At 52.3% G+C, this 23190-nt stretch carries 23 protein-coding genes; 4 read left to right on the forward strand and 19 right to left on the reverse strand.

Going from position 1 to position 23190, the window contains the following annotated elements:
* Positions 1-31: 31 nt before the first annotated feature.
* Genes hemG through CAG65_RS14960 form a run of 3 tightly spaced genes read right to left on the reverse strand, consistent with a single transcriptional unit; the run spans position 32 to position 2690 of the window.
* On the reverse strand, positions 32-559 hold the full coding sequence (gene hemG / locus CAG65_RS14950; RefSeq protein ID WP_021707057.1) for a menaquinone-dependent protoporphyrinogen IX dehydrogenase: 528 nt from the start codon (positions 557-559) through the stop codon (positions 32-34).
* Positions 560-568: 9 nt separating this feature from the next.
* Entirely contained in the window at positions 569-2026 is a 1458-nt protein-coding gene (locus CAG65_RS14955; RefSeq protein ID WP_021707056.1) for a TrkH family potassium uptake protein, read from the reverse strand.
* Between the two features lie 40 nt (positions 2027-2066).
* Positions 2067-2690, reverse strand: a complete 624-nt coding sequence (locus CAG65_RS14960) for a YigZ family protein (RefSeq protein ID WP_161454161.1) — start codon at positions 2688-2690, stop codon at positions 2067-2069.
* A 221-nt stretch (positions 2691-2911) separates the two neighbouring features.
* On the opposite strand from CAG65_RS14960, the gene fadB reads away from it, so the two are divergent.
* Both fadB and fadA read left to right on the forward strand, forming a co-directional pair.
* Positions 2912-5083, forward strand: a complete 2172-nt coding sequence (fadB, locus tag CAG65_RS14965; RefSeq protein ID WP_161454162.1) for a fatty acid oxidation complex subunit alpha FadB — start codon at positions 2912-2914, stop codon at positions 5081-5083.
* 12 nt (positions 5084-5095) lie between these two features.
* Positions 5096-6259 carry an acetyl-CoA C-acyltransferase FadA gene (gene fadA / locus CAG65_RS14970; RefSeq protein WP_021707053.1) on the forward strand — a complete coding sequence of 388 codons (1164 nt, stop codon included), beginning with the start codon at positions 5096-5098 and terminating at the stop codon, positions 6257-6259.
* 56 nt (positions 6260-6315) lie between these two features.
* Here the strand turns inward: fadA and punR are convergent, their stop codons facing one another.
* On the reverse strand, positions 6316-7221 hold the full coding sequence (gene punR, locus CAG65_RS14975) for a DNA-binding transcriptional activator PunR (protein ID WP_040903156.1): 906 nt from the start codon (positions 7219-7221) through the stop codon (positions 6316-6318).
* A gap of 149 nt (positions 7222-7370) precedes the next feature.
* On the opposite strand from punR, the gene punC reads away from it, so the two are divergent.
* The gene (gene punC / locus CAG65_RS14980) at positions 7371-8573 is read left to right on the forward strand and encodes a purine nucleoside transporter PunC (protein WP_161454163.1); all 1203 of its coding nucleotides are present in this window, start codon (positions 7371-7373) and stop codon (positions 8571-8573) included.
* A gap of 44 nt (positions 8574-8617) precedes the next feature.
* Here punC and CAG65_RS14985 read toward each other — a convergent pair whose 3' ends face one another.
* Positions 8618-9394: a transporter substrate-binding domain-containing protein gene (locus CAG65_RS14985; RefSeq protein ID WP_021707050.1), complete on the reverse strand. Its 777-nt coding sequence runs from the start codon at positions 9392-9394 to the stop codon at positions 8618-8620.
* 92 nt (positions 9395-9486) lie between these two features.
* On the opposite strand from CAG65_RS14985, the gene CAG65_RS14990 reads away from it, so the two are divergent.
* A complete protein-coding gene (locus CAG65_RS14990) occupies positions 9487-10227 on the forward strand; it encodes an ABC transporter permease subunit (RefSeq protein WP_161454164.1) in 741 nt (246 codons plus the stop codon).
* A gap of 52 nt (positions 10228-10279) precedes the next feature.
* On the opposite strand, the gene glmU is transcribed toward CAG65_RS14990, so the two are convergent.
* The 14 genes from glmU to mnmG form a co-directional block, all read right to left on the reverse strand.
* Positions 10280-11641, reverse strand: coding sequence for a bifunctional UDP-N-acetylglucosamine diphosphorylase/glucosamine-1-phosphate N-acetyltransferase GlmU (gene glmU, locus CAG65_RS14995; RefSeq protein ID WP_021707048.1), 1362 nt, complete (start codon positions 11639-11641; stop codon positions 10280-10282).
* Between the two features lie 146 nt (positions 11642-11787).
* Positions 11788-12210, reverse strand: a complete 423-nt coding sequence (locus CAG65_RS15000) for a F0F1 ATP synthase subunit epsilon (RefSeq protein WP_021707047.1) — start codon at positions 12208-12210, stop codon at positions 11788-11790.
* A gap of 18 nt (positions 12211-12228) precedes the next feature.
* The gene (gene atpD / locus CAG65_RS15005) at positions 12229-13632 is read right to left on the reverse strand and encodes a F0F1 ATP synthase subunit beta (RefSeq protein ID WP_021707046.1); all 1404 of its coding nucleotides are present in this window, start codon (positions 13630-13632) and stop codon (positions 12229-12231) included.
* Positions 13633-13667: 35 nt separating this feature from the next.
* Entirely contained in the window at positions 13668-14534 is an 867-nt protein-coding gene (gene atpG / locus CAG65_RS15010; RefSeq protein WP_021707045.1) for a F0F1 ATP synthase subunit gamma, read from the reverse strand.
* 43 nt (positions 14535-14577) lie between these two features.
* Positions 14578-16119, reverse strand: a complete 1542-nt coding sequence (atpA, locus tag CAG65_RS15015; RefSeq protein ID WP_021707044.1) for a F0F1 ATP synthase subunit alpha — start codon at positions 16117-16119, stop codon at positions 14578-14580.
* A gap of 13 nt (positions 16120-16132) precedes the next feature.
* Positions 16133-16666: a F0F1 ATP synthase subunit delta gene (atpH, locus tag CAG65_RS15020; RefSeq protein ID WP_161454165.1), complete on the reverse strand. Its 534-nt coding sequence runs from the start codon at positions 16664-16666 to the stop codon at positions 16133-16135.
* 14 nt (positions 16667-16680) lie between these two features.
* Positions 16681-17151 (reverse strand): F0F1 ATP synthase subunit B, encoded by a 471-nt coding sequence (gene atpF / locus CAG65_RS15025; protein ID WP_021707042.1) that lies wholly within the window; start codon positions 17149-17151, stop codon positions 16681-16683.
* A 71-nt stretch (positions 17152-17222) separates the two neighbouring features.
* Positions 17223-17477, reverse strand: a complete 255-nt coding sequence (gene atpE / locus CAG65_RS15030; RefSeq protein WP_021707041.1) for a F0F1 ATP synthase subunit C — start codon at positions 17475-17477, stop codon at positions 17223-17225.
* Positions 17478-17538: 61 nt separating this feature from the next.
* A complete protein-coding gene (gene atpB, locus CAG65_RS15035) occupies positions 17539-18369 on the reverse strand; it encodes a F0F1 ATP synthase subunit A (RefSeq protein ID WP_161454166.1) in 831 nt (276 codons plus the stop codon).
* An 8-nt stretch (positions 18370-18377) separates the two neighbouring features.
* Entirely contained in the window at positions 18378-18767 is a 390-nt protein-coding gene (locus CAG65_RS15040) for a F0F1 ATP synthase subunit I (RefSeq protein ID WP_021707039.1), read from the reverse strand.
* A gap of 187 nt (positions 18768-18954) precedes the next feature.
* Positions 18955-19836, reverse strand: a complete 882-nt coding sequence (locus CAG65_RS15045) for a ParB/RepB/Spo0J family partition protein (RefSeq protein WP_021707038.1) — start codon at positions 19834-19836, stop codon at positions 18955-18957.
* Positions 19837-19860: 24 nt separating this feature from the next.
* Positions 19861-20634 (reverse strand): ParA family protein, encoded by a 774-nt coding sequence (locus CAG65_RS15050; RefSeq protein ID WP_021707037.1) that lies wholly within the window; start codon positions 20632-20634, stop codon positions 19861-19863.
* A 14-nt stretch (positions 20635-20648) separates the two neighbouring features.
* A complete protein-coding gene (gene rsmG / locus CAG65_RS15055; RefSeq protein ID WP_161454167.1) occupies positions 20649-21281 on the reverse strand; it encodes a 16S rRNA (guanine(527)-N(7))-methyltransferase RsmG in 633 nt (210 codons plus the stop codon).
* The gene (mnmG, locus tag CAG65_RS15060) at positions 21278-23176 is read right to left on the reverse strand and encodes a tRNA uridine-5-carboxymethylaminomethyl(34) synthesis enzyme MnmG (RefSeq protein ID WP_161454168.1); all 1899 of its coding nucleotides are present in this window, start codon (positions 23174-23176) and stop codon (positions 21278-21280) included. The genes rsmG and mnmG overlap by 4 nt, the downstream gene beginning before the upstream one ends.
* Between the last annotated feature and the right edge of the window lie 14 nt (positions 23177-23190).

Here is a 23190-nt window from a genome sequence, read left to right on the forward strand (position 1 = left end):
CATCGAAATGCTCTAAAATGCACCTTTATCTCTACAGATTCTTAAACTCAACCGCAAAAAGATCGACTTTTTTCCAGTTGGTATATTCGACTTCTTTACTGGTATCGGTCTCTCCACCAGTTAACGTCATGATCAGGCGAATCATCATGCGGTCAAACCAACGGTAACGCGGGTAATACAGCGCCCCGGCAAACACACCTATTAAGGAAGGGTGCCATGGGGACTTTTTCAGAAAGGTTTGGATATACGCACTGCCTTCCGGTGTGTCCTTACCCAGTTCTTCTTTACGCGCAGTCAAGTTGACGCAGATAAACGCGGCTTTGTGCTGAGTCAGTTGCGCCTGATGCGCATCAATAAACTGATACAGTTTACTGTGCAGTTTGCCATAACGGATCGAGGCGCCAATCAATACCCGCTCGTACTGGGATAAATCCAACTGGCCAACATCGAGTAAATTCACCATTTCAATGTCATGATGAGGCAATTGCGCAGCGATATGATGGAGGATTTTTTTGGTCTGCCCTTCGCGGGTTGAATACAGAAACAGAGCTTTCGCCACAATATCTCCTTAACTGCGCCAGAATGTTGGGGTTAGCAGTATTAATAAAGTAAAGATTTCCAGTCGGCCAAACAGCATCGAAACAATCAATACCCACTTGGCTTTGTCATTCACGTCACCAAAATGCAGCGCGACCTCCCCTAGTCCGGGCCCCAGGTTGTTCAAGGTCGCAGCGACGGCTGAAAACGCACTCAGTTCATCCATGCCAGTCGCAATCAATCCGAGCATGCACACAACAAACACCAGCGCATAAGCCGAGAAAAATCCCCAGACGGCGTCCACCACCCGCTGCGGCAGCGCGCTGCCACCCACTTTAATGGTATAAACCGCCCGAGGGTGCACCAACCGCTTAAGTTCACGCGCACCCTGTAGCGTCAGTAATAACACCCGGATCACTTTCATCCCGCCACCGGTTGACCCCGCACAGCCGCCAATAAAAGAAGAGAACAACAGCAGTACCGGTAAAAACAGCGGCCAGTCCGCGAACCCGGTGGTGGTGAAGCCTGCGGTGGTCGAAATGGAAACCGTTTGGAATAACGCCTGATCAAACGCGTCATAAAATGAGTTATAGGAGTGGTGGCTGAGCAGCATTAGAAAACAGATGGTAAACAGTATCACCTGAATCAGAATAAACGCACGGAACTCAGGATCGCGCCAATAATACTTAGGATGAACGCCCCCAGACGCAAACGCCGCATAATGTAAAGTGAAGTTACACGCAGACACCAGCAAGAAAAACACCGTAATCATATTGATGGCGTAGCTGTCGAAGTAACCGATGCTCGCATCGTGGGTGGAAAATCCCCCAATCGCGATGGTCGAGAAACTGTGGCCGATGGCATCAAACGGTGTCATACCCGCCAACCAGAATGCCGTAGCGCATGCAATTGTCAGGCTGAGATAGATGTACCACAGCGCCTTGGCGGTTTCGGCAATACGGGGAGTCATCTTCTTGTCTTTCACCGGGCCCGGGATTTCCGCCCGATATAACTGCATACCGCCGATCCCCAGTACCGGCAGAATGGCGACCGCCAACACGATAATCCCCATGCCGCCAAACCATTGCAGGAACTGACGATAAAACAGGATCGCTTTGGGCAATTCATCCAATCCGACAATCACGGTGGCACCAGTTGTGGTTAACGCCGAAAACGACTCAAAAAACGCGTCCGTGACCGAGACATTCGGATTGTCTGAGATCAGAAACGGCAATGCTCCGGCACTGCCGATAACCGTCCAGAATAACACCACAATCAAAAAACCATCGCGGGCTTTCAGTTCGTGCTTGTGACGCCGGTTTGGGAACCAACAAACTGCCCCGCAAAACAGCAGAACAAAAAATGTGGTTACAAATGACACGCCAGCTCCGTCGCGATAAATCAGTGCCACCAGTGCTGGCATCAGCATGGAAACACTAAACAAGGCGAGCAGCAGCCCGACGATTCGGATAATAGATCGAAATTGCATTGCTTTCTGATGCGTGAAGCGATTGGCTTCTGACTTCCTTTTAAGTCCCGGTTAACGGGAACACCACGGCTTGAGCGCCACTTTTATTAATAATACTCTGAGTTAATCCGTCTGCCTGCCGTCGCTCGACCTCGACGATTAACTCGACCATGTCGCTGTAGCTGGCGTCCACTTCCCTGGCACCAAACTGAACCAACAACGACTGAGCTATCGGCATGAAAGCATAGTCTAACTGGAGTCTCAAATGAGTGGTGATTTTTTTCTCGATAGTTTGAAGCCGCTTAAGTGCTTGCTGCACTCCGCCCCCATACGCCTTGACTAACCCGCCCGTACCAAGCTTGATGCCACCAGAATAGCGCGTCACCACCGCGGTCAGCTCTCCCACCCCGGATCCCGATAACTGCGCCAGAATCGGTTTACCCGCCGTACCGGACGGTTCGCCATCGTCACTGAATCCCCACAACATGGAGTCTTCAGGCCGACCAGCCACAAACCCCCAGCAGTTATGCCTGGCATCAGAATGTTTGGTTTTGATCTGCTCTACGAACCCTTTTGCCGCTTCCACGCAGGGGGTATGGGCCAAATACGTAATAAAAAGGCTCTTTTTGATTTCTTCTTCAAACACCGCTGGCGCGGCAGGGATCAGATACGGCAGATCGTTCATTGTTTCACTGGGGTTGATGCATTCACGCCCAGTGTATCACGAGGCCCTATGAAAGGGAGGGAGGATCTGCTCAATCGCACAATGTTAAACACTTGTTTAAAAAATGTATTGAAATTCAACAATCACAGGTCCACACTAATCATCACTGGTCTAACCAGAACAAAAAGTATAACGACTTACCTCTACACACAATCGCAGATTGTAGGTCATGGAGATAGACAATGATTTACCAAGCCAACACCCTACAGGTAAAGGAATTACAAGACGGTATTGCCGAGCTCAGATTTTGCTCTCCCAATTCAGTCAACAAGCTGGATCTGGCAACACTGGAATCACTCGATAAAGCGCTCGACGCACTGAACGCCCATCCCGGCCTAAAAGGCCTGTTGCTGACGTCTGACAAAGACAGCTTTATCGTTGGGGCTGATATCACCGAATTTCTGGGTTTGTTCGCCAAGCCAGAGCAAGAACTGGATCAATGGCTGCAGTTTGCCAACAGCATCTTTAATAAACTGGAAGATCTGCCGGTTCCTACCGTGTCGGTGGTCAAAGGTCATACTCTGGGCGGCGGTTGTGAGTGTGTACTCGCTACTGACATGCGCATTGGTGATAAAACCACCAGCATCGGCCTGCCGGAAACCAAACTGGGCATCATGCCGGGTTTTGGTGGCTGTGTACGCCTGCCACGCGTGATCGGCGCTGACAGCGCAATGGAAATCATCACCCAGGGTAAAGCCTGCCGCGCTGACGAAGCACTCAAGGTGGGTCTGCTGGATGCGGTGGTTGACAGCGAGACCTTGCGCGAATCCGCACTGACGACCCTCCAGCAAGCGATCAATGAACAACTGGACTGGCAACGTCGCCGCCGTGAGAAAACCTCCGCGCTGACGCTGAGCAAATTGGAAGCCACGATGAGTTTCACCATGGCGAAAGGTCTGGTGGCGCAAAAAGCCGGCCCGCACTACCCGGCGCCAATGGCCGCGGTCATGACCATCGAAGCGGGCGCTCGCAGCGAGCGTGATGCCGCGCTGGTGATTGAACGTCAACACTTCATCAAGCTGGCCAAGTCCGAAGAAGCCAAGTCTCTGGTGGGGTTGTTCCTCAACGATCAGTACATCAAGAGTCTGGCCAAAAAAGCGGGTAAAGCCGCCGATAAAGACACCCAACGGGCCGCCGTCCTTGGCGCCGGGATCATGGGAGGCGGCATCGCCTACCAATCGGCGCTGAAGGGGGTGCCGGTTTTGATGAAGGACATCGCTCAGCCGTCACTGGATCTCGGTATGACCGAAGCCGCGAAGCTGCTGAACAAGCAGTTGGCGCGCGGCCGTATCGACGGCTTCAAGATGTCCGGCATTCTGGCTTCGATCACTCCGAGCCTGCACTATGCCGGTATTGAACAAGCCGATATCGTGGTGGAAGCCGTGGTCGAAAACCCGAAAGTAAAAGCCGCGGTTCTGAGCGAAGTAGAGCAAAACGTTGGTGAAGACACTGTGCTGACCTCCAACACTTCCACCATTCCGATTGACCTGCTGGCAAAATCGCTGCAACGTCCGGAAAACTTCTGTGGTATGCACTTCTTCAACCCGGTTCATCGCATGCCGCTGGTGGAGATTATCCGCGGTGAGAAAACCTCACAAGATACCATCAACCGCGTGGTGGCATACGCAGCTAAGATGGGCAAATCCCCAATCGTGGTCAACGACTGCCCGGGCTTTTTCGTCAACCGGGTGCTGTTCCCGTATTTCGGTGGTTTCAGCATGCTGTTGCGTGATGGCGCAGATTTCACCCGGATTGATAAAGTCATGGAACGCCAGTTCGGTTGGCCTATGGGTCCGGCGTATCTGCTGGATGTGGTCGGCATCGACACAGCGCACCACGCGCAAGCCGTTATGGCACAAGGTTTCCCTGAGCGTATGGCCAAGCAAGGCCGCGATGCCATTGATGCTTTGTATGAAGCCAACCGTTACGGTCAAAAGAATGGCCACGGTTTCTACAGCTACTCCACGGATCGCAAAGGCAAACCGAAGAAAACTTTCACCGATGAGATCGTTCCGCTGCTGGCCGACGTGTGTACCGCACCGGCGGAGTTCGATGATCAAACACTGATCGAACGTATGATGATCCCGATGATCAACGAAGTGGTGTTGTGCCTGCAGGAAAACATCATTGCCTCTGCGCAAGAAGCAGATATGGCACTGGTCTACGGTTTGGGCTTCCCTCCATTCCGCGGCGGGGTGTGTCGTTACCTCGACAGCCTGGGGATCAGAAACTACATCGAGATGGCGAAGCAATACGCCTCGCTGGGTGCGATGTATCAGGTGCCTCAGCTACTGCTGGATATGGCAGCCAACAACCAGAGCTTTTACGGCACGCAACAAGCCGGTTCTATCTAGGAGGGATACCAAATGAAAAACGTAGTAGTTGTTGATTGTCTGCGCACACCTATGGGTCGCTCCAAAGGCGGCGCGTTCCGTCACACACGCGCCGAAGATTTGTCGGCGCACCTGATGAAAGGCCTGCTGGAACGTAACCCTCAGGTGAATCCAGGTGACATCGAAGATATCTACTGGGGCTGTGTACAACAGACTCTCGAGCAAGGCTTCAACGTTGCTCGAAATGCCGCGCTGCTGGCAGGCCTGCCGATCGAAATCGGTGCGGTCACCGTCAACCGGTTGTGTGGTTCGTCCATGCAGGCTCTGCATGACGGTACGCGCGCGATTATGGTCGGTGATGCGGACATCTGTCTGATTGGTGGTGTGGAACATATGGGTCACGTACCAATGACACACGGCGTCGATTTCCACCCGAAAATGTCCAAGAACGTCGCCAAAGCCGCCGGCATGATGGGCCTGACAGCAGAAATGCTGGGCAAGTTGCATGGCATCAGCCGTGAGCAGCAGGACGAATTTGCCGCCCGCTCTCACGCCCGAGCACACGCCGCGACACTGGAAGGCCGGTTCAAAAACGAAATCCTGCCCACGGAAGGACACGGCCCGGACGGCACACTGTTCACCCTCGACTTTGACGAGGTGATCCGCCCGGAAACCACGGTCGAAGGTCTGTCTCAGCTGCGTCCGGTGTTTGACCCGGCACACGGCACCGTCACTGCTGGTTCGTCTTCTGCTCTGTCTGACGGCGCGGCCGCGATGCTGATCATGAGTGAAGACAAAGCCAACGAGCTCGGTCTAACCATCCGTGCAAAAGTGCGGGCCATGGCTATTGCCGGCTGCGATCCGTCCATCATGGGTTACGGCCCGGTCCCCGCGACGCAAAAAGCGCTGAAACGCGCCGGACTGAGCATTGACGACATGGACGTGATTGAGCTTAACGAAGCGTTCGCCGCGCAGTCACTGCCGTGTGCCAAAGATCTTGGCCTGCTGGATGTGGTCGACGAGAAAGTGAACCTCAACGGCGGTGCGATCGCACTCGGTCACCCACTGGGGTGCTCCGGCGCGCGCATTTCCACTACGCTGATCAACTTGATGGAAGCCAAAGGCGCGAAATACGGCCTGGCCACCATGTGTATCGGTCTGGGTCAGGGGATCGCGACGGTGTTTGAACGCCCATAACTCCAGATGACCACCAAAACGCCGGCTCCCCACCGGCGTTTTTTATTGTCCGGATGCTAATGGGCCTGTAGCCAATCCTGATAGAGCTGTTGGCTGGAGCCGAGATAATCCACCATCCACTCGATCATTTTATGATTCTCATCTTTACGCCATACCAGACAACAATGGCTGAGCGGTCGCTCTTCGGCGAGGATTTTTTCCACCAGCAAGCCCTCCGCGATCAACGGCTGGGCAATATGGCGCGGCATGTAACCGACCCCGACCCCGTTTCTCAGGCACTCAATCGCACTGTACCAGTTCGGCAGCAGCAAACGTCGCTGCCCGGGATAATGCACGGTATGCCGCTTGGGCAACACGTTCGATGTGTCATCGAGGCAAATGGCCGGAAACTGACTGACAAACGCTTCACTCAAGGTCTGCTCACGCACACACGGGTGGCTCGGCGACATCACAAACGCCCAATCGAGTACCCCCATGTCTTTCACCTCAAAATCGCCGCCGACCGGCACCGCGGCTGTGGCCCCAATCACGATGTCCGCCCGCCCCTGTGAAATCGACTCCCAGGAGCCGTTGAACACTTCCATATTGATCTGCAGTTCGGCGTGCTGAAACGTGGCATAAAAGTCCTCCACCAACGGTTTCATTTTGTCCAGTTTCACCACGTTATCCAGTGTCACGCGCAGCGTTTTCTGCCAACCGTGCGCAGCGCGGCGGGTCTGCGCCTTGATCTCTTCCATCTGTCTCAGCATGAGACGCGCCTCCGCCAGAAACAGTTCTCCGGCCGGGGTCAGCTCCACTTTGCGCGGCAGACGACGAAACAAGATCACGCCGAGCTCTTTTTCCAACTGACGTACACTGTAGCTGATGGCCGACGGCACCCGATGCAACACATCAGCCGCGGCGGTGAAACTCTCTAAGCGGGCAACGGTATCGACCATCTCCAGCGACGATTTGGAAAACAGACTCATGATCCACCTTTCAAATTTTTTGATTGATAACTGCAAATATTAACGTTTCATTTTCTTAAAAGCGAAAAATACAATAACTAAGTGAATAAAAATGGTGGATTCCGCACCAGAACAACTGATGAATAATTTTGAATGGAAACGTTATGAAAGTATCCAAGTTACAACTTTTCTATCTTGCCGCGCTGTCGATGCTGGCGTTTGTTGCCACCGATATGTATCTGCCGGCGTTCAAAGCAATGGAAACCGATTTTGCCACCGGGCCGGAACAGATAGCGCTGTCGTTGACGGTCTTTCTGATCGGTATGGCCAGCGGTCAACTGCTCTGGGGACTGGCTTCGGACAAGTTTGGCCACCGCAACACTCTGTTCAGCGGCATGCTGGTGTTCACTCTGGCTTCACTTGGATTGGCTTTCTGTGATCAGGTGTGGCAACTGCTGACGTTGCGTTTCGTGCAGGCCATCGGCGTATGCGCTCCAGCGGTGATCTGGCAGGCTATGGTGATAAAACGCTACGATGCGTCCACCCGCCAGCAGTTGTTTGCCACCATTATGCCGTTGGTGGCTCTGTCTCCGGCACTGGCTCCGCAGCTGGGCGTTGTCCTAACCAACCAGTTTAACTGGCAAAGCATCTTTGTCTGTCTGACGTTGGTTGGTGTGGTCCTGGCGGCAGCAACTCTGGCGCAGTCAAAAGAGACGGTGGCCGTCAAACAAACCTCGATGGGGACCGACATCAAGGCCCTGCTGCACTCCAAATCTTACCTGGGCAATGTGATGATGTACGCCACCGCTTCAGCGGCGTTTTTTGCGTATCTGACCGGCATGCCGGAAATCATGGCAAAACTGGGCTATGACGCGAAAGACATCGGCCTGAGTTTCATCCCACAAACCATCGCTTTTATTGCGGGTGGTTATCTGGGGAAAGTCGCCGTAAAAAAATTCGGTGACGAGAAAATTCTTAAACAGCTGTTGGGCCTGTTCAGTGTAGCCAGCTTGCTGGTGTTCATTGCTTCGCAGTGGCAACTGAGCTCGATCTGGCCGATTCTGGCCCCTTTCTGTTTGCTGGCTGTCGCCAATGGCGCGATGTACCCAATTGTGGTCAACCGTGCCCTGTCGAGTGCCAAGCAAAGCCCAGCCACGGCCGCTGGCTTGCAGAACAGCCTGCAAATTTGTGTCAGCAGCCTGGCAAGCGCTCTGGTCGCCGCAATGGCTAGCCAGGCGCAAATGGTCACCGGCATCGCTATCCTGATTTGCATGGGCGGGCTGTGGCTGGGGTACGTGATTTCCAATCGTGCCCTGAGACAACACTTCACCACACCGGACAACGCCCGGGTGGTCAGCGAAGAGTAATCACACCATCAGAGCCGCAGACTGCGGCTCTTTTTTCACTCAGCCTACAGGCTGGTCAGGCCCCACTTTTGCGCCGTCTGTGTGAAAAAGCCCTGGGTTTTCTTCAATTCGATCCAATGGTTGATGTAGTTGATCCACACCTGGTCATCCTGAGGGAGCAACATCGCGATCGGAGTCGGACGACGCGGGGCTTTTACGGGTACGATCGCCAGTTGGCTGAACTTTTCCACTAAGGTGGCAGCTTCAACATTCGACGTGACCGATACGTCTGCGCGTTTGGCCAGCAATTCCTGAAAATCGCGCGCCGGTGCTTCAATCACAATATGCTGCGCTGACGGGAAAAACTCTTTGACCATTTTTTCCTGTACGGTACCAAGCGTCGCGGCCACTTTGACATTGGGCTGATCAAAGTCAGACCAGTCCGAAAACCTGACCAGATCTTTTTTCTGCACCACAGGCACAAATGCCAGATAAAAATACGGCTGACTGTAACCGGCCACTTTAGCTCGGGACATGTTCAAAGAGGCGCTGCCGGTAATGTCGTATTTGTTGGCGGTGATGCCATTGACCAGCGTTTTCCAGTCGGTGGCAACATACTCCACTTTGACCCCGAGATCGCTGGCCAGCGCCGTGGTCACATCGATATCAAAGCCGCGATAACCATTGCTGGCCGGATCTTTCATCGTCATTGGATTCCAGTCTCCGGTGGTACCGACCCGCAGCACGCCGCTGTCGAGGATCTGCTGCAGCCGGCTGGTCTCCGCCCACGCCTGACCGATGGCCAGAACACACATTCCCAATGCCAGTATGAACTTGTTCATTTTCGCTATCCTTAAAGTTATTACGTTCGAGGCAAAATCACTGATAACATAGCAGCAACAAACGGATTTTTTTAGCCAATACAAGGTGTAGTGTGACGGGTCGATATTTATTACTGCTCTCGCTCCTGCTACTGACAGGATGCTCAGATTATCAATGGGGATGGTATGTGCTCGATCCGTCTACCGAACAAGGGCGCACCAACCTGAGCTTTTTGCTGGCGGGCTTTAACGACACCATTCAGGTGTCGCTGCTGAGCATGCTGCTGGCGATGACACTCGGTCTGCTGGTGGCACTGCTGGCGTTGTCAGAGTCGCGCCTCCTACAATGGCTGAACCGCTTGTATGTCGAGGTCATCCGCTCCATTCCAGTGCTGGTGCTGTTGTTGTGGGTCTATTACGGCATGCCTACGCTGCTGGACATCTCACTGAATCATTTCTGGGCTGGCGTGATTGCCCTGACTGTCGCCGAAAGCGCATTTATGGCCGAGGTATTTCGAGGCGGGATTCAGGCAATTGCGCGTGGCCAGCACGAAGCAGCGGAATCGCTGGGACTCAGCTACGGGCAGAAAATGCGCCTGATCATTCTGCCACAGGCATTTCGTCACATCCTGCCGCCACTGGGCAATCAGTTTGTCTATATTCTGAAGATGTCATCGCTGGTCAGTGTGATCGGTTTGAGTGATCTGACCCGCCGGGCCAATGAGCTGGTGGTGAATGAGTACTTACCGCTGGAGATCTATACTTTTCTGGTTCTGGAGTACTTGCTGCTTATCTTACTGGTATCACAAAGCGTTCGCTGGCTGGAAAAACGCATTGCCATTCCGGGCCACTAGCCCAGATAGCACAACGCCGCTGTATACAGCGGCGTTGGATTGCTCTATCGCATTACTTTTTCTTTACCGGACGCTGCCAGCCCGCAATGGTGCGCTCTTTTACGCGAGTGATCACTAACTCACCCTGAGCCACGTCCTTGGTCAATGTCGTCCCCGCACCGATGGTCGCACCGTCCGCCACAGTGACTGGTGCCACCAGCTGACTGTCGGAGCCGACAAACACATCATTGCCAATCACAGTTTTGAATTTGTTGGCGCCGTCGTAGTTGCAGGTGATGGTACCAGCTCCGATGTTGGTACGCTGACCGATTTCAGCGTCGCCCAGATACGTCAGGTGATTGGCTTTTGAGCCTTCGCCAATGCGGGTGTTTTTCACTTCGACAAAATTACCGACGTGCGAATCGTTGCGCATTTCTGCTCCCGGACGCAGACGGGTAAACGGTCCGACGGTACACTCTTCACCGACCGTGGCCCCTTCGATCACGCTGTACGGACGCACCACAGTGTTGTCGTCAATCTCACAATCTTTCAGCACACAACCGCTGCCGATCACCACGTTATCACCCAAAGTGACGTTACCTTCGATGATCACATTGGTATCGATTTCACAGTCCATGCCACACTGCAGCTCACCGCGCAGATCGAAACGAGCCGGATCGCGCAACATCACCCCCTGCTCAAGCAGTTTTTGCGCCTGCATAGACTGGAAGGCCCGCTCAAGACGCGCCAGCTGAGCCCGGTCGTTAACCCCTTCCACTTCAATAGGAGTGCCCGGGTGTACCGCTTCCACGGCGCGTCCTTCATCGTGCGCCGCCGCAATCACGTCCGTAAGATAATATTCGCCTTGCGCGTTTTCGTTGTTGAGTCCGGACAACCAGCGTTTCAGATCCCCGCCCGTGGCGACCATGACCCCAGTGTTAATCTCTTTGATCAGCTTCTGCTCTTCCGTGGCATCTTTTTGTTCCACGATCGCCACAACCGGGCCATTTTTCCGCACGATGCGGCCATAGCCGGTCGGGTTATCCAAGACAACAGTCAGCAGTGCGATCCCGCCAGTTGGCTGCGCATCCAGCAGGCTCTCGATGGTTTCTTCCGAGATCAAAGGCACATCACCGTACAACACCAGGATTTTTTCATCGTCTTCAAATTGCGCGGAGGCCTGATCGACCGCGTGGCCCGTCCCCAATTGCTCTGCCTGCAAGACCCAATTGACCTGTTCGTCGGCCAGCTCCGAGTGCATCTGATCGCCACCGTGGCCATACACCAGATGGATATTCTGCGCTCCCAAACCGGCACAAGTGTCGATCACGTGTTTGACCATCGGCTTGCCTGCCAGAGTATGCAGAACCTTAGGTTTATTAGAGTACATACGGGTGCCTTTACCCGCAGCCAGAATAACCGCACTGAATTTCATAAAGTGACCTGTTGGAATTGTGAAAAAATTTTTGAGGAGATTGTAGCGGCTTCGCGTCGATTAGTTAAACGATGCGGGAAAATTTACTTTAAAAAATAAGCAAAAAGGCGGTCAAATGACCGCCTTTTACTGCACGTTGCTAAAGATTAGCGACGTTTCTTTGTCAGCTCAATTACTCGTAGCTGAGCAATGGCTTTAGCCAGTTCACTGGCCGCTTGCGCGAAGTCCATATCGCCATGCTGATTCTGAATCTTCTCTTCAGCGCGACGCTTGGCTTCTTCTGCCTTCGCTGCGTCAAGGTCTTCACCACGGATTGCCGTATCAGCCAGCACAGTCGCTGTGCCAGGCTGAACTTCAACAATACCACCTGAGACATAAATGAACTCTTCGTGGCCGTGCTGTTTCACAATGCGCACCATACCAGGCTTGATAGCGGTCAGCAGCGGTGTGTGGCCATGGAAAATACCAAGCTCACCTTCGCTACCGGTCACCTGAAACGTTTCAACACGTCCAGAGAAAAGCTTTTTCTCTGCACTGACGACGTCTAGGTGAAAGGTTATTGCTGCCATATCGCCTCCTAGTTAGCCTTATAGCTTCTTCGCGTTCTCGATAGCATCGTCGATTGCACCGCAGTACATAAACGCTTGCTCTGGAACGTCGTCGTAGTCACCAGCTAGCAGACCTTTAAAGCCACGCAGAGTCTCTTTCAGAGGTACGTAGATACCAGGGTCGCCGGTAAATACTTCTGCTACGTGGTAAGGCTGAGTTAGGAAACGCTCAATCTTACGTGCACGAGATACCACTTGCTTGTCTGATTCAGACAGCTCGTCCATACCTAGGATCGCAATGATGTCTTTCAGCTCTTTGTAGCGCTGAAGTGTCTGCTGAACGCCACGCGCGATGTCGTAGTGCTCTTGACCAACGACCAGTGGGTCTAGCTGACGAGACGTTGAATCCAGTGGGTCGATCGCTGGGTATAGACCCATCGCTGCGATGTTACGGTTCAGTACCACTGTTGCATCCAAGTGCGCGAACGTGGTTGCCGGAGACGGGTCGGTCAAGTCATCCGCAGGTACGTATACTGCCTGTACAGACGTGATAGAACCTTGCTTAGTTGACGTGATACGTTCCTGAAGAACACCCATTTCTTCTGCCAGTGTAGGCTGATAACCTACTGCAGATGGCATACGACCCAGCAGTGCTGATACCTCAGTACCTGCCAGTGTGTAACGGTAGATGTTGTCGATAAACAGCAGTACGTCACGACCTTCGTCACGGAAACGCTCTGCCATTGTCAGGCCCGTCAGGGCAACACGCAGACGGTTACCCGGTGGCTCGTTCATCTGACCGTAAACCATCGCAACCTTAGATTCTTCTGGTTTCTCGATGTTTACTACGCCTGCTTCCTGCATCTCGAAGTAGAAGTCGTTACCCTCACGAGTACGCTCACCTACACCGGCGAATACAGACAGACCTGAGTGTTGCAGTGCGATGTTGTTGATAAGCTCCATCATGTTAACGGTCTTACCTACACCTGCACCACCGAACAGACCAATTTTACCACCCTTCGCGAATGGACAAATCAGGTCGATTACTTTTACACCGGTCTCAAGAAGCGATGTTTCGTTTGACTGCTCTTCGTAGCTTGGTGCTTCACGGTGGATAGAGTAAGTCTCTTCCGCGCCGATTTCACCACGCTCGTCAATCGCGTCACCCAGAACGTTCATGATACGACCTAGGGTTTTAGTACCTACTGGTACTGAAATTGGAGCACCGGTGTTAACCACTTCCACTCCACGACGTAAACCATCAGAGCTACCCATCACGATACAACGAACTACGCCACCGCCTAGCTGTTGCTGAACCTCAAGAACCAGACGTTCTTTTGAGTCCGTAACGTTTAGAGCGTCATATACACTAGGTACTTCGCTCTGTGGGAACTCTACGTCGACTACCGCACCGATGATCTGTACGATCTTACCTGTAGCCATCGTTAATCCTCTAAACTGTTTCGTTTTACCTAAGCTTAAACCGCTGCCGCACCACCAACGATTTCCGACAGTTCTTGTGTAATCGCCGCCTGACGGGCTTTGTTGTACACAAGTTCTAAGTCGTCAATCAGGTTAGTCGCGTTGTCGGTTGCAGCCTTCATCGCAATCATTCGAGCCGCTTGCTCACAAGCAAGGTTCTCAACCACACCCTGGTAAACCTGAGACTCTACGTAACGCACTAATAGCGTATCCAGCAGAGGTTTTGGTTCAGGTTCGTAGATGTAGTCCCATGAATGCTCACGCTGCATCTCTTCGCTGTCCGATTTAGGCAAAGGTAGCAATTGATCGATCGTTGGTTGCTGAACCATGGTGTTGACAAACTTGTTGAACACCACATACAGACGGTCCAGTTCACCTTCATCGTATTTTTTCAGCATCACGCTGACAGAACCAATCAGATCTTCCAGCACCGGGCTGTCGCCCAGACCAGAGACCTGAGCAGCGACTTTCGCGCCGCTGTTGTTGAAGAAAGCGGTTGCTTTTGAGCCAATTACAGCCAGCTCAACGTCCGCACCTTTCTCTCTCCAGGCCTGCATATCCGTCACGGCTTTTTTGAACACGTTAATGTTCAAGCCACCACACAGACCACGGTCTGTGGATACGATGATGTAACCAACACGTTTGGCTTCACGCTCTTCCAGGTACGGATGACGGTACTCCAGATTTGCGTTTGCCACATGACCGATCACTTTACGCATTGTTTCCGCGTATGGACGAGAAGCTTCCATTGCATCTTGAGAACGACGCATTTTCGAAGCTGCTACCATTTCCATCGCTTTCGTAATCTTCTGAGTGCTTTTTACACTCCCGATTTTACTACGTATCTCTTTTGCGCCGGCCATCGTTACTCTCCATTAGTTGGTGGCAGAGCCTGCCACCGACCTGTTACCAAGTTTGGGTTGCTTTGAAATCGTCTACCAGTTTCTTCAACTGAGCTTCGATTTCATCGTTGTAAGCACCAGACTTGTCGATCTCAGCTGCCAGTTCAGCGTATTGACCGCGAGCGTACGATAGTAGAGCCGCCTCGAAATCCAGAACTTTAGTCAGTTCTACGTCATTCAGGTAACCGCGCTCTGCCGCAAAGATAGTCAGCGCCTGGTCAAAGACAGACATCGGAGCGTACTGCTTCTGCTTCATCAGTTCCGTTACTTTCTGACCGTGGTCCAGCTGACGTTTCGTCGCTTCGTCCAGATCAGAAGAGAACTGCGCGAATGCTGCCAGTTCACGGTAAGCAGCCAGAGCGGTACGGATACCACCAGACAGCTTCTTGATGATTTTCGTCTGAGCAGAACCACCTACACGAGATACTGAGATACCTGGGTCAACCGCTGGGCGTACACCCGCGTTGAACAGTTCAGTTTGCAGGAAGATCTGACCGTCGGTAATCGAGATTACGTTCGTCGGTACGAATGCTGATACGTCACCAGCTTGCGTTTCGATGATAGGCAGAGCCGTCAGAGAACCGGTCTTACCTTTCACTTCGCCGTTAGTGAAACGTTCTACGTACTCCGCGTTGACTCGAGCGGCACGCTCTAGCAAACGTGAGTGAAGGTAGAATACGTCACCCGGGAAAGCCTCACGGCCTGGTGGACGTTTCAGAAGTAGAGAGATCTGACGGTAAGCGACCGCTTGTTTCGATAGATCATCGTAAACAATCAGTGCGTCTTCGCCGCGATCACGGAAGTATTCACCCATCGCACAACCTGCGTATGGCGCCAGGTATTGCAGCGCTGCAGATTCAGAAGCCGATGCCACAACAACGATGGTGTTCGCCAGCGCGCCGTGCTCTTCCAGTTTGCGAACCACGTTAGCAATGGTCGATGCTTTCTGACCGATCGCGACGTAGATAGAGAAAATACCAGAGTTTTTCTGGTTGATGATCGCATCGATCGCCATCGCGGTTTTACCGGTCTGACGGTCACCGATCACAAGCTCACGCTGACCACGACCGATTGGGATCATTGAGTCAACTGACTTGTAACCAGTTTGAACAGGCTGATCAACCGATTGACGGTCGATTACACCTGGTGCAATCACTTCAACAGGCGAAGTCAGTTTGGCTTCGATAGGACCTTTACCGTCGATAGGCTCACCCAGCGTGTTCACTACGCGACCTAACAGTTCTGGACCCACTGGCACTTCAAGAATGCGGCCAGTACCTGTTACTTTCATGCCTTCCTTAAGGTCAGCATATGGGCCCATTACAACCGCACCAACCGAGTCACGCTCGAGGTTAAGTGCCAGTGCATAACGGCCACCCGGTAATTCAATCATTTCACCTTGCATCACGTCCGCCAGGCCGTGGATGCGGATGATACCATCGCTTACCGATACGATAGTACCCTCGTTGCGAGCTTCACTAACAACGTCGAAAGATTCGATACGCTGTTTGATCAGATCGCTGATTTCCGTGGAATTAAGTTGCATGCTCCAATCCCCATTAAGACTGCAATGCATCGCTCAGGCGGTTCAAACGACCACGCGCTGAGTTATCGATGACTAAGTCTCCGGCTCGAATAATAACCCCACCAAGTAGGGCCTCATCTACACTGCAATTCAGCTTCACTTTGCGCTCAAGACGCTGCTCAAGTTTGCTGCTGATGTCTGCCAGTTGCTGCTGAGAAAGCTCAGTCGCTGAAGTGACTTCAACGTCAATTTGCTTCTCATGCGCCTGCTTCAGAGCAAAAAACTGCTCATAAACATCAGGAAGGGCACGAAGTCGGCCATTCTCAGCCATCACCTTCAACAGGTTCTGGCCATTTGCATCAACTTGCTCGCCACAAACGGCAACAAAGATGTCTGCCATTTTATCGGCAGCAACGGAACCGGTTAACAGTTCCTGCATCTGGGCGTTTTGAGCAACTTCCGCAGCAAAAGACAACATTTGACCCCATTGGTCCAGTTGGCCTTTTTCTACGGCAAAGTCGAATGCTGCTTTAGCATAGGGGCGTGCGATAGTAGTCAAATCAGACATATGCGCCCCCAGACTTAAAGTTTTGCAGTAATGTTGTCGAGAATATCTTTGTGCGCATCTTTATCGATGGAACGCTCAAGGATTTTCTCAGCACCAGCTACAGCCAGAGTTGCAACTTGTTTGCGCAGTTCATCACGCGCGCGGTTACGTTCAGCTTCAAGTTCCGCTTCTGCTTGCGCAAGGATTTTCTGGCGTTCTGCCTGAGCTTCCTCGCGAGCTTCGTCTAGAATTTGAGCTTTGCGCTTGTTCGCTTGCTCGATGACCTCAGTTGCTGTGCGCTTCGCTTCTTTCATCTGATCAGAAGCGTTGGCTTGTGCTAGTTCCAAGTCTTTTGCAGCACGCTCAGCGGCTGAAAGACCGTCAGCAATTTTCTTCTGACGTTCTTCGATCGCTTTGATGATTGGCGGCCATACATACTTCATGCAGAACCACACAAACAGTGCGAACGAGATTGCTTGACCTAGCAGAGTTGCGTTCATATTCACAACAGCTACCCCTCTAAATGGACTTAGTGTTAATCAGGGACAAACCGCAGTTTGCCTTACGTTAAAAGTGATTAACCTAGCTGACCAACGAATGGGTTCGCGAAAGTGAACAGAAGTGCGATTACGATACCGATCATAGGGATCGCATCAAGTAGACCAGCGATGATGAACATCTTAACTTGCAGCATAGGAGCCATTTCTGGTTGACGTGCAGCACCTTCAAGGAATTTACCACCTAGAAGTGCGAAACCAATCGCAGTACCAAGAGAAGCAAGACCGACGATAATACCTACGGCGATTGCAGAAAAGCTCAGTAAAGTTTCCATTACTATCTCCAATTTGTAGTTTTTGGCTTAGAGTGCCCGATAAATAAAGCTTAAAAAAATATTAGTGATCAGAATCTTCGTGTGCCATCGATAGATAAACGATGGTCAACATCATAAATACGAAGGCCTGAATCGTGATAACCAGAATATGGAAAATAGCCCACGGTAGTGAACCCATCCATTGTAGCCACCATGGTAGCATTGCCGCACAAAGAATGAATACAACCTCACCCGCGAACATGTTACCGAAGAGACGCATACCGAGTGACAGAGGTTTCGCCAGCAGCGAGACCACTTCAATCAGCAGGTTAAACGGAATCATGATTGGGTGATTAAATGGATGTAGAGCCAGTTCTTTGGCAAACCCACCCAGGCCTTTTACTTTGATGCTGTAGTAGATCATCAGAGCAAAAACGCCCAGAGCCATAGCCATGGTGATATTCACATCAGCAGAAGGTACCACTTTCAAGTAAGGGATACCGAGCCAATGCTCAGCTGGGTACGGTAAGAAGTCGATCGGGACTAGGTCCATCACGTTCATCAAAAATACCCAACAAAAGATAGTCAGTGCTAAAGGCGCGATCAGTGGGTTGCGTCCATGGAACGTGTCTTTGACGTTATCCGCGACAAATTCAACGATCATTTCTACAGCACACTGAAGCTTACCTGGTACACCTGCTGTTGCCTTCTTCGCCACTGAACGGAAAATCCATAGGAAAATCAGTCCTGTAAACAAAGAAAAAAACAGGCTATCGATATGTACGTTCCAGAAACTTGTCTCACTAATTGATAGACCTAAATCGTAATGCTCAGAAATCTTCGCAAGAGACAGGTTTGTCAAGTGGTGATCAATGTATCCGGCCGATGTTAGCGCTTCACCTGGCGCAGCCATAACTCGTCCTATTTTTTGTTGTTAATGAATAGCACTGGCGCACAGATATTAATACCTAGAGCCAGCAAATAGGTTAGTTTCAGGGGAACAAGTTCCACCTGCATATACATGTAGGCAACGGAGAAAAGTGCAACCGTGATGAGGATTTTGAGTGCTTCGCCTGTGTAGAAAGAGGCCGTGATTCGCTTTGCAGCGCGAGCTCCACTAAACATAAAAGCACACAGCGCGAATACCGCATTGGCCACGACAAATATGCCGCCGCCAACCAGCGCTGAAAGTCCCCATTCAGCATTCACGGCTACCGCCATCCCTGCTGCCACAAACATAACCGCGCCGGACTGGATCATTAACAATTGCTTAGCAAGCTCTCGTCCTGGTCTAGCCAACGCAGCTACCATGTATTCGTACCTCTAGTTAACTCCAACAGCCTGACGATTCCGGGCTCTGGAAATTGGCGAAAATTATACGGTGAGTCGGACTTAATGCAATTGAAACGCCGCAAAAAGTTACAATTTTGTTTACAAACCGACAACTTTCGTTCAAGAAATCATTTTTTGCACAATTGATTTAAATCAATTATCTCATTTAGCTCTCGAGCTTGGCAATTAACTGCTCTAATTTGTGAGGCTCATCAAGACTAATCGTCATTTTAGCCTTACCGTCCTTCGAGCGCACAATCGACACTTTAGCATCGAGAATTTCGCTCAGTTTATGTGACATTTGTTGTGCGTCAGCGTCTTCTGGCACGTTTTTCGTGTCAGCTTGGGGTGCCAGACACTTTTTGACTAACTTTTCCGTCTGACGTACTGTCAGTTGCTTTTTGGCAACCTGCTGTGCAATCTCACACTGTTGTTCGCCTTCCAGCGCCAGCAGGGCGCGAGCATGACCCATTTCGAGCAGTTTCTCCGCCACCAGTTGCTTGACCTGATCGTCCAGCTGGTTCAGGCGCAGCAGATTGCTGACCGTGGTGCGGGATTTACCGATCACATCGGCGACCTGTTGATGGGTCAGAGTAAATTCGTCCTGCAGACGCTCAAGTGCCTGCGCCTCCTCGATCACATTGAGGTTTTCACGCTGAATGTTTTCAATCAACGCCATGGCAATCGCCGCCCGATCCTGGACGTTCTTCACCAAACACGGCACCTGACGTAAGCCCGCCTGACGGGCCGCACGCCAGCGACGCTCGCCGGCAATAATTTCAAATTTGTCGTCCGCGACCTGACGCACCACGATCGGCTGAATGATGCCTTGCGACTGAATCGAAGCCGCCAGCTCTTCCAGCGCTTCCGGTGCCATGTCTTTACGCGGTTGATACACCCCTGGCTGCAGGCTGGTGATCGCCAGATCCCGCAGTTCGCCATCGGAGGACAACGCCTGACTCTGGGTGGCAATGTGTTGTTTCTCACGGGCAAATGAGCTGGTGGCTAAGAGCGCATCCAGCCCTTTTCCTAAACCACGTTTAGACATGCAGAAGAATTCCTATTGGTTGAATTATGCGGGTACTTCGTCGCGACGCAGCATTTCGCCGGCCAGTGCCAGATACGCTTTCGCGCCAGCCGAATACTTATCGTAATACATGGCAGGTTTGCCGTGACTCGGCGCTTCGGCCAGACGAACATTACGAGGAATAACGGTTCGGTAGACTTTGTTACCGAAATGCTTTTTCAGCTGATCAGACACTTCATTGGAAAGGCGGTTACGCGGGTCGTACATGGTACGCAGCAACCCTTCAATCTTCAGATTTTCATTCACAACGGCAGCCAGCTTGCTGATCGTATCCATCAATGCGGTCAGCCCTTCCAGCGCAAAATACTCACACTGCATCGGCACCAACACAGAGTCAGCCGCTGCCATCGCGTTGATTGTAAGAAGGTTAAGTGCCGGCGGACAATCGATAAAGATGAAATCATAGTTATCGCGAACTGACGCGAGCGCGTTTTTCAGCCGGATCTCGCGGGCAAACACTTCCATCAGTTTGATCTCGGCCGCGGTGACGTCACCGTTGGCGGCGATCAGGTCGTAATAGCCTGTGGTTTTCTGGCACACCACCTGCTCAAACGGCAGCTCTTCGACCAGCAGATCGTAGGCGGTGGCCTCGACCTGATATTTGTCGATGCCGCTGGCCATAGTGGCGTTCCCCTGAGGGTCGAGATCTATCACCAGCACCTTACGCTTAGTGGCCGCCATGGACGCCGCTAAGTTAATACACGTTGTTGTTTTACCAACACCACCTTTCTGGTTGGCGATCGCTACGATTTTTCCCACGTTATGCCTCGCTGTTATCCCTTGCGCGATAAGATTACAAGATGACGCTCACCTTCCAATTCAGGAACTGTCAAAGCTTTGATACCGATCACAGAACACCACTCCGGCAACTGGTCGATCTCATCCTGCGGGAGTTGACCTTTGAGCGCGAGAAACACGCCCCCCGACGTTTTGGGCAGATGGTGGCACCATTCCACCATGTCGGTGATGGAGGCAAACGCGCGGCTGAGTACCCCGTCAAACAGCACGTCGGGCTGATACTGTTCCACCCGGCTCTGCACAGGCGTGACGTTGCTGATGCTGAGCTCGTGCAACACTTGCTTGATGAAACGAATGCGCTTACCAAGACTGTCGAGCAGCACGAATTGTTTGTCCGGATTCATCACCGCCAGCGGAATGCCCGGCAGCCCCGGGCCAGTTCCGACATCGATAAAGCGCTCGCCATCCAGCGCCGGGCTGACAACGATGCTATCCAGAATGTGTTTAACCATCATCTCCTGCGGATCACGCACCGAAGTCAGATTGTAGGCCTTGTTCCACTTGTCGAGCAGGGTCACATACCCTACCAGTTGCTCACGCTGACGCTCAGACACCAACAAGTCGGTTTGCGCGATCAGCGCATCAAGTGTGCTGCGTAGTGCGCTCATGCGACGTCCTCGCCTTTTTTCAGCATGCCGTGCTTTTTCAGATGCACCAGTAAGATAGAAATCGCAGCCGGCGTGATGCCAGAGATGCGCGATGCAATACCAATGCTTTCTGGTTTAGCCTCACTCAGTTTGGCCACCACTTCATTGGACAACCCTTTGACCGCGGAGTAATCGAGATCCAGCGGCAATTTGGTGTGTTCATGACGCAGTGATTTTTCGATCTCATCCTGCTGACGCTTGATGTAACCTTCGTATTTCACCTGAATTTCGACCTGTTCGGCCGCCTGACGATCCGCTAACGCCGGGGCAAACGCGTCCAGTTGAGTCAGTTGATCGTAGGTCATTTCCGGACGACGCAACAGATCCTCACCGCTGGCTTCACGCACCATTGGCGTTTTCAGTAACTGGTTAAGTGATGCTACACCAGCAGAATTGGGGTTCATCCAGGTCTCTTTGAGACGCTGGCGCTCGCGGTCCATGTTGTCAATTTTCTGGTTAAAGCGTGCCCAACGCGCTTCGCTGATCAGCCCCAATTCATGCGCTTTCGCGGTCAGACGCAGATCGGCGTTGTCTTCACGTAGCAACAGGCGGTATTCCGCACGGGAAGTGAACATCCGGTACGGTTCTTTGGTGCCCATGGTGGACAAATCGTCAATCAGAACCCCTACGTACGCTTCATCACGGCGCGGACTCCAGCCGTCTTTGTCCTGACTGTACAGGCTGGCATTAAGACCGGCCATCAGGCCCTGAGCGGCCGCTTCTTCGTATCCTGTGGTGCCATTGATCTGACCGGCAAAGAACAAACCTTGAATAAATTTGGTTTCAAACGTCTGCTTCAGATCGCGGGGATCGAAGAAGTCGTATTCAATCGCGTAGCCCGGACGCACAATGTGCGCGTTTTCAAAACCTTTCATCGAGCGCACAATTTGCACCTGAACGTCAAACGGCAGACTGGTTGAGATGCCGTTCGGGTATAATTCGTGCGTCGTCAGGCCTTCCGGTTCAATGAAGATCTGGTGACTGTTTTTGTCGGCAAAACGCATCACCTTATCTTCGATCGACGGGCAGTAACGTGGCCCGATCCCTTCGATCACCCCAGCGTACATCGGACTGCGATCCAAGTTGGCGCGGATCACATCGTGCGTCTGCTCGTTGGTGTGAGTAATAAAACATGGGATCTGGTGCGGGTGTTGATCCCGCTGGCCCATGAACGAAAACACCGGTGTCGGGTTGTCACCATGTTGCGCTTCCAGTACCGAGAAATCGACGCTGCGCGCATCAATGCGCGGCGGTGTGCCGGTTTTAAGACGATCGACCCGAAACGGCAGTTCGCGCAGACGATCCGCCAGTGCGATCGACGGAGGATCGCCCGCGCGCCCCCCGGATGAACTCTCCATTCCGATGTGGATCTTTCCGCCCAGGAAAGTCCCGACCGTCAAGACCACGGCTTTGGCACGGAATTTTAGCCCCATCTGAGTGATCACACCCACCGCCTGATGATTTTCGACGATCAGATCATCCACCGACTGTTGAAACAACGTCAGATTGGGGGTGTTTTCCAGCGTCTGGCGTACGTACGCTTTGTACAGCGCCCGGTCAGCTTGCGCTCGGGTGGCTCGAACCGCCGGACCTTTTGATGCGTTCAGTGTACGGAATTGAATACCCGCATGGTCAATGGCCTCGGCCATCAAACCGCCCATGGCATCGACTTCTTTGACCAGATGACCTTTACCAATCCCACCAATCGCTGGGTTACAGGACATCTGACCTAATGTATCAATATTGTGGGTCAACAGCAGAGTGCGTTGACCTGTGCGAGCTGATGCGAGTGCGGCTTCCGTTCCTGCATGACCGCCACCGACAACAATGACGTCAAAATTTTCGTGATAAAGCATGAACCGACCTCAGG

This window comes from Vibrio sp. V39_P1S14PM300 (genome assembly GCF_009904765.1).
GTDB lineage: Bacteria > Pseudomonadota > Gammaproteobacteria > Enterobacterales > Vibrionaceae > Vibrio > Vibrio proteolyticus.

Bases quoted from the DNA above. Each gene is read 5' to 3' on its own strand.
- CAG65_RS14955 (WP_021707056.1), bottom strand. From the start codon at position 2,026: ATGCAATTTCGATCTATTATCCGAATCGTCGGGCTGCTGCTCGCCTTG.
- CAG65_RS14960 (WP_161454161.1), bottom strand. From the start codon at position 2,690: ATGAACGATCTGCCGTATCTGATCCCTGCCGCGCCAGCGGTGTTTGAA.
- fadB (WP_161454162.1), top strand. From the start codon at position 2,912: ATGATTTACCAAGCCAACACCCTACAGGTAAAGGAATTACAAGACGGT.
- fadA (WP_021707053.1), top strand. From the start codon at position 5,096: ATGAAAAACGTAGTAGTTGTTGATTGTCTGCGCACACCTATGGGTCGC.
- punC (WP_161454163.1), top strand. From the start codon at position 7,371: ATGAAAGTATCCAAGTTACAACTTTTCTATCTTGCCGCGCTGTCGATG.
- CAG65_RS14985 (WP_021707050.1), bottom strand. From the start codon at position 9,394: ATGAACAAGTTCATACTGGCATTGGGAATGTGTGTTCTGGCCATCGGT.
- glmU (WP_021707048.1), bottom strand. From the start codon at position 11,641: ATGAAATTCAGTGCGGTTATTCTGGCTGCGGGTAAAGGCACCCGTATG.
- CAG65_RS15000 (WP_021707047.1), bottom strand. From the start codon at position 12,210: ATGGCAGCAATAACCTTTCACCTAGACGTCGTCAGTGCAGAGAAAAAG.
- atpD (WP_021707046.1), bottom strand. From the start codon at position 13,632: ATGGCTACAGGTAAGATCGTACAGATCATCGGTGCGGTAGTCGACGTA.
- atpG (WP_021707045.1), bottom strand. From the start codon at position 14,534: ATGGCCGGCGCAAAAGAGATACGTAGTAAAATCGGGAGTGTAAAAAGC.
- atpA (WP_021707044.1), bottom strand. From the start codon at position 16,119: ATGCAACTTAATTCCACGGAAATCAGCGATCTGATCAAACAGCGTATC.
- atpH (WP_161454165.1), bottom strand. From the start codon at position 16,666: ATGTCTGATTTGACTACTATCGCACGCCCCTATGCTAAAGCAGCATTC.
- atpE (WP_021707041.1), bottom strand. From the start codon at position 17,477: ATGGAAACTTTACTGAGCTTTTCTGCAATCGCCGTAGGTATTATCGTC.
- atpB (WP_161454166.1), bottom strand. From the start codon at position 18,369: ATGGCTGCGCCAGGTGAAGCGCTAACATCGGCCGGATACATTGATCAC.
- CAG65_RS15040 (WP_021707039.1), bottom strand. From the start codon at position 18,767: ATGGTAGCTGCGTTGGCTAGACCAGGACGAGAGCTTGCTAAGCAATTG.
- CAG65_RS15045 (WP_021707038.1), bottom strand. From the start codon at position 19,836: ATGTCTAAACGTGGTTTAGGAAAAGGGCTGGATGCGCTCTTAGCCACC.
- rsmG (WP_161454167.1), bottom strand. From the start codon at position 21,281: ATGAGCGCACTACGCAGCACACTTGATGCGCTGATCGCGCAAACCGAC.
- mnmG (WP_161454168.1), bottom strand. From the start codon at position 23,176: ATGCTTTATCACGAAAATTTTGACGTCATTGTTGTCGGTGGCGGTCAT.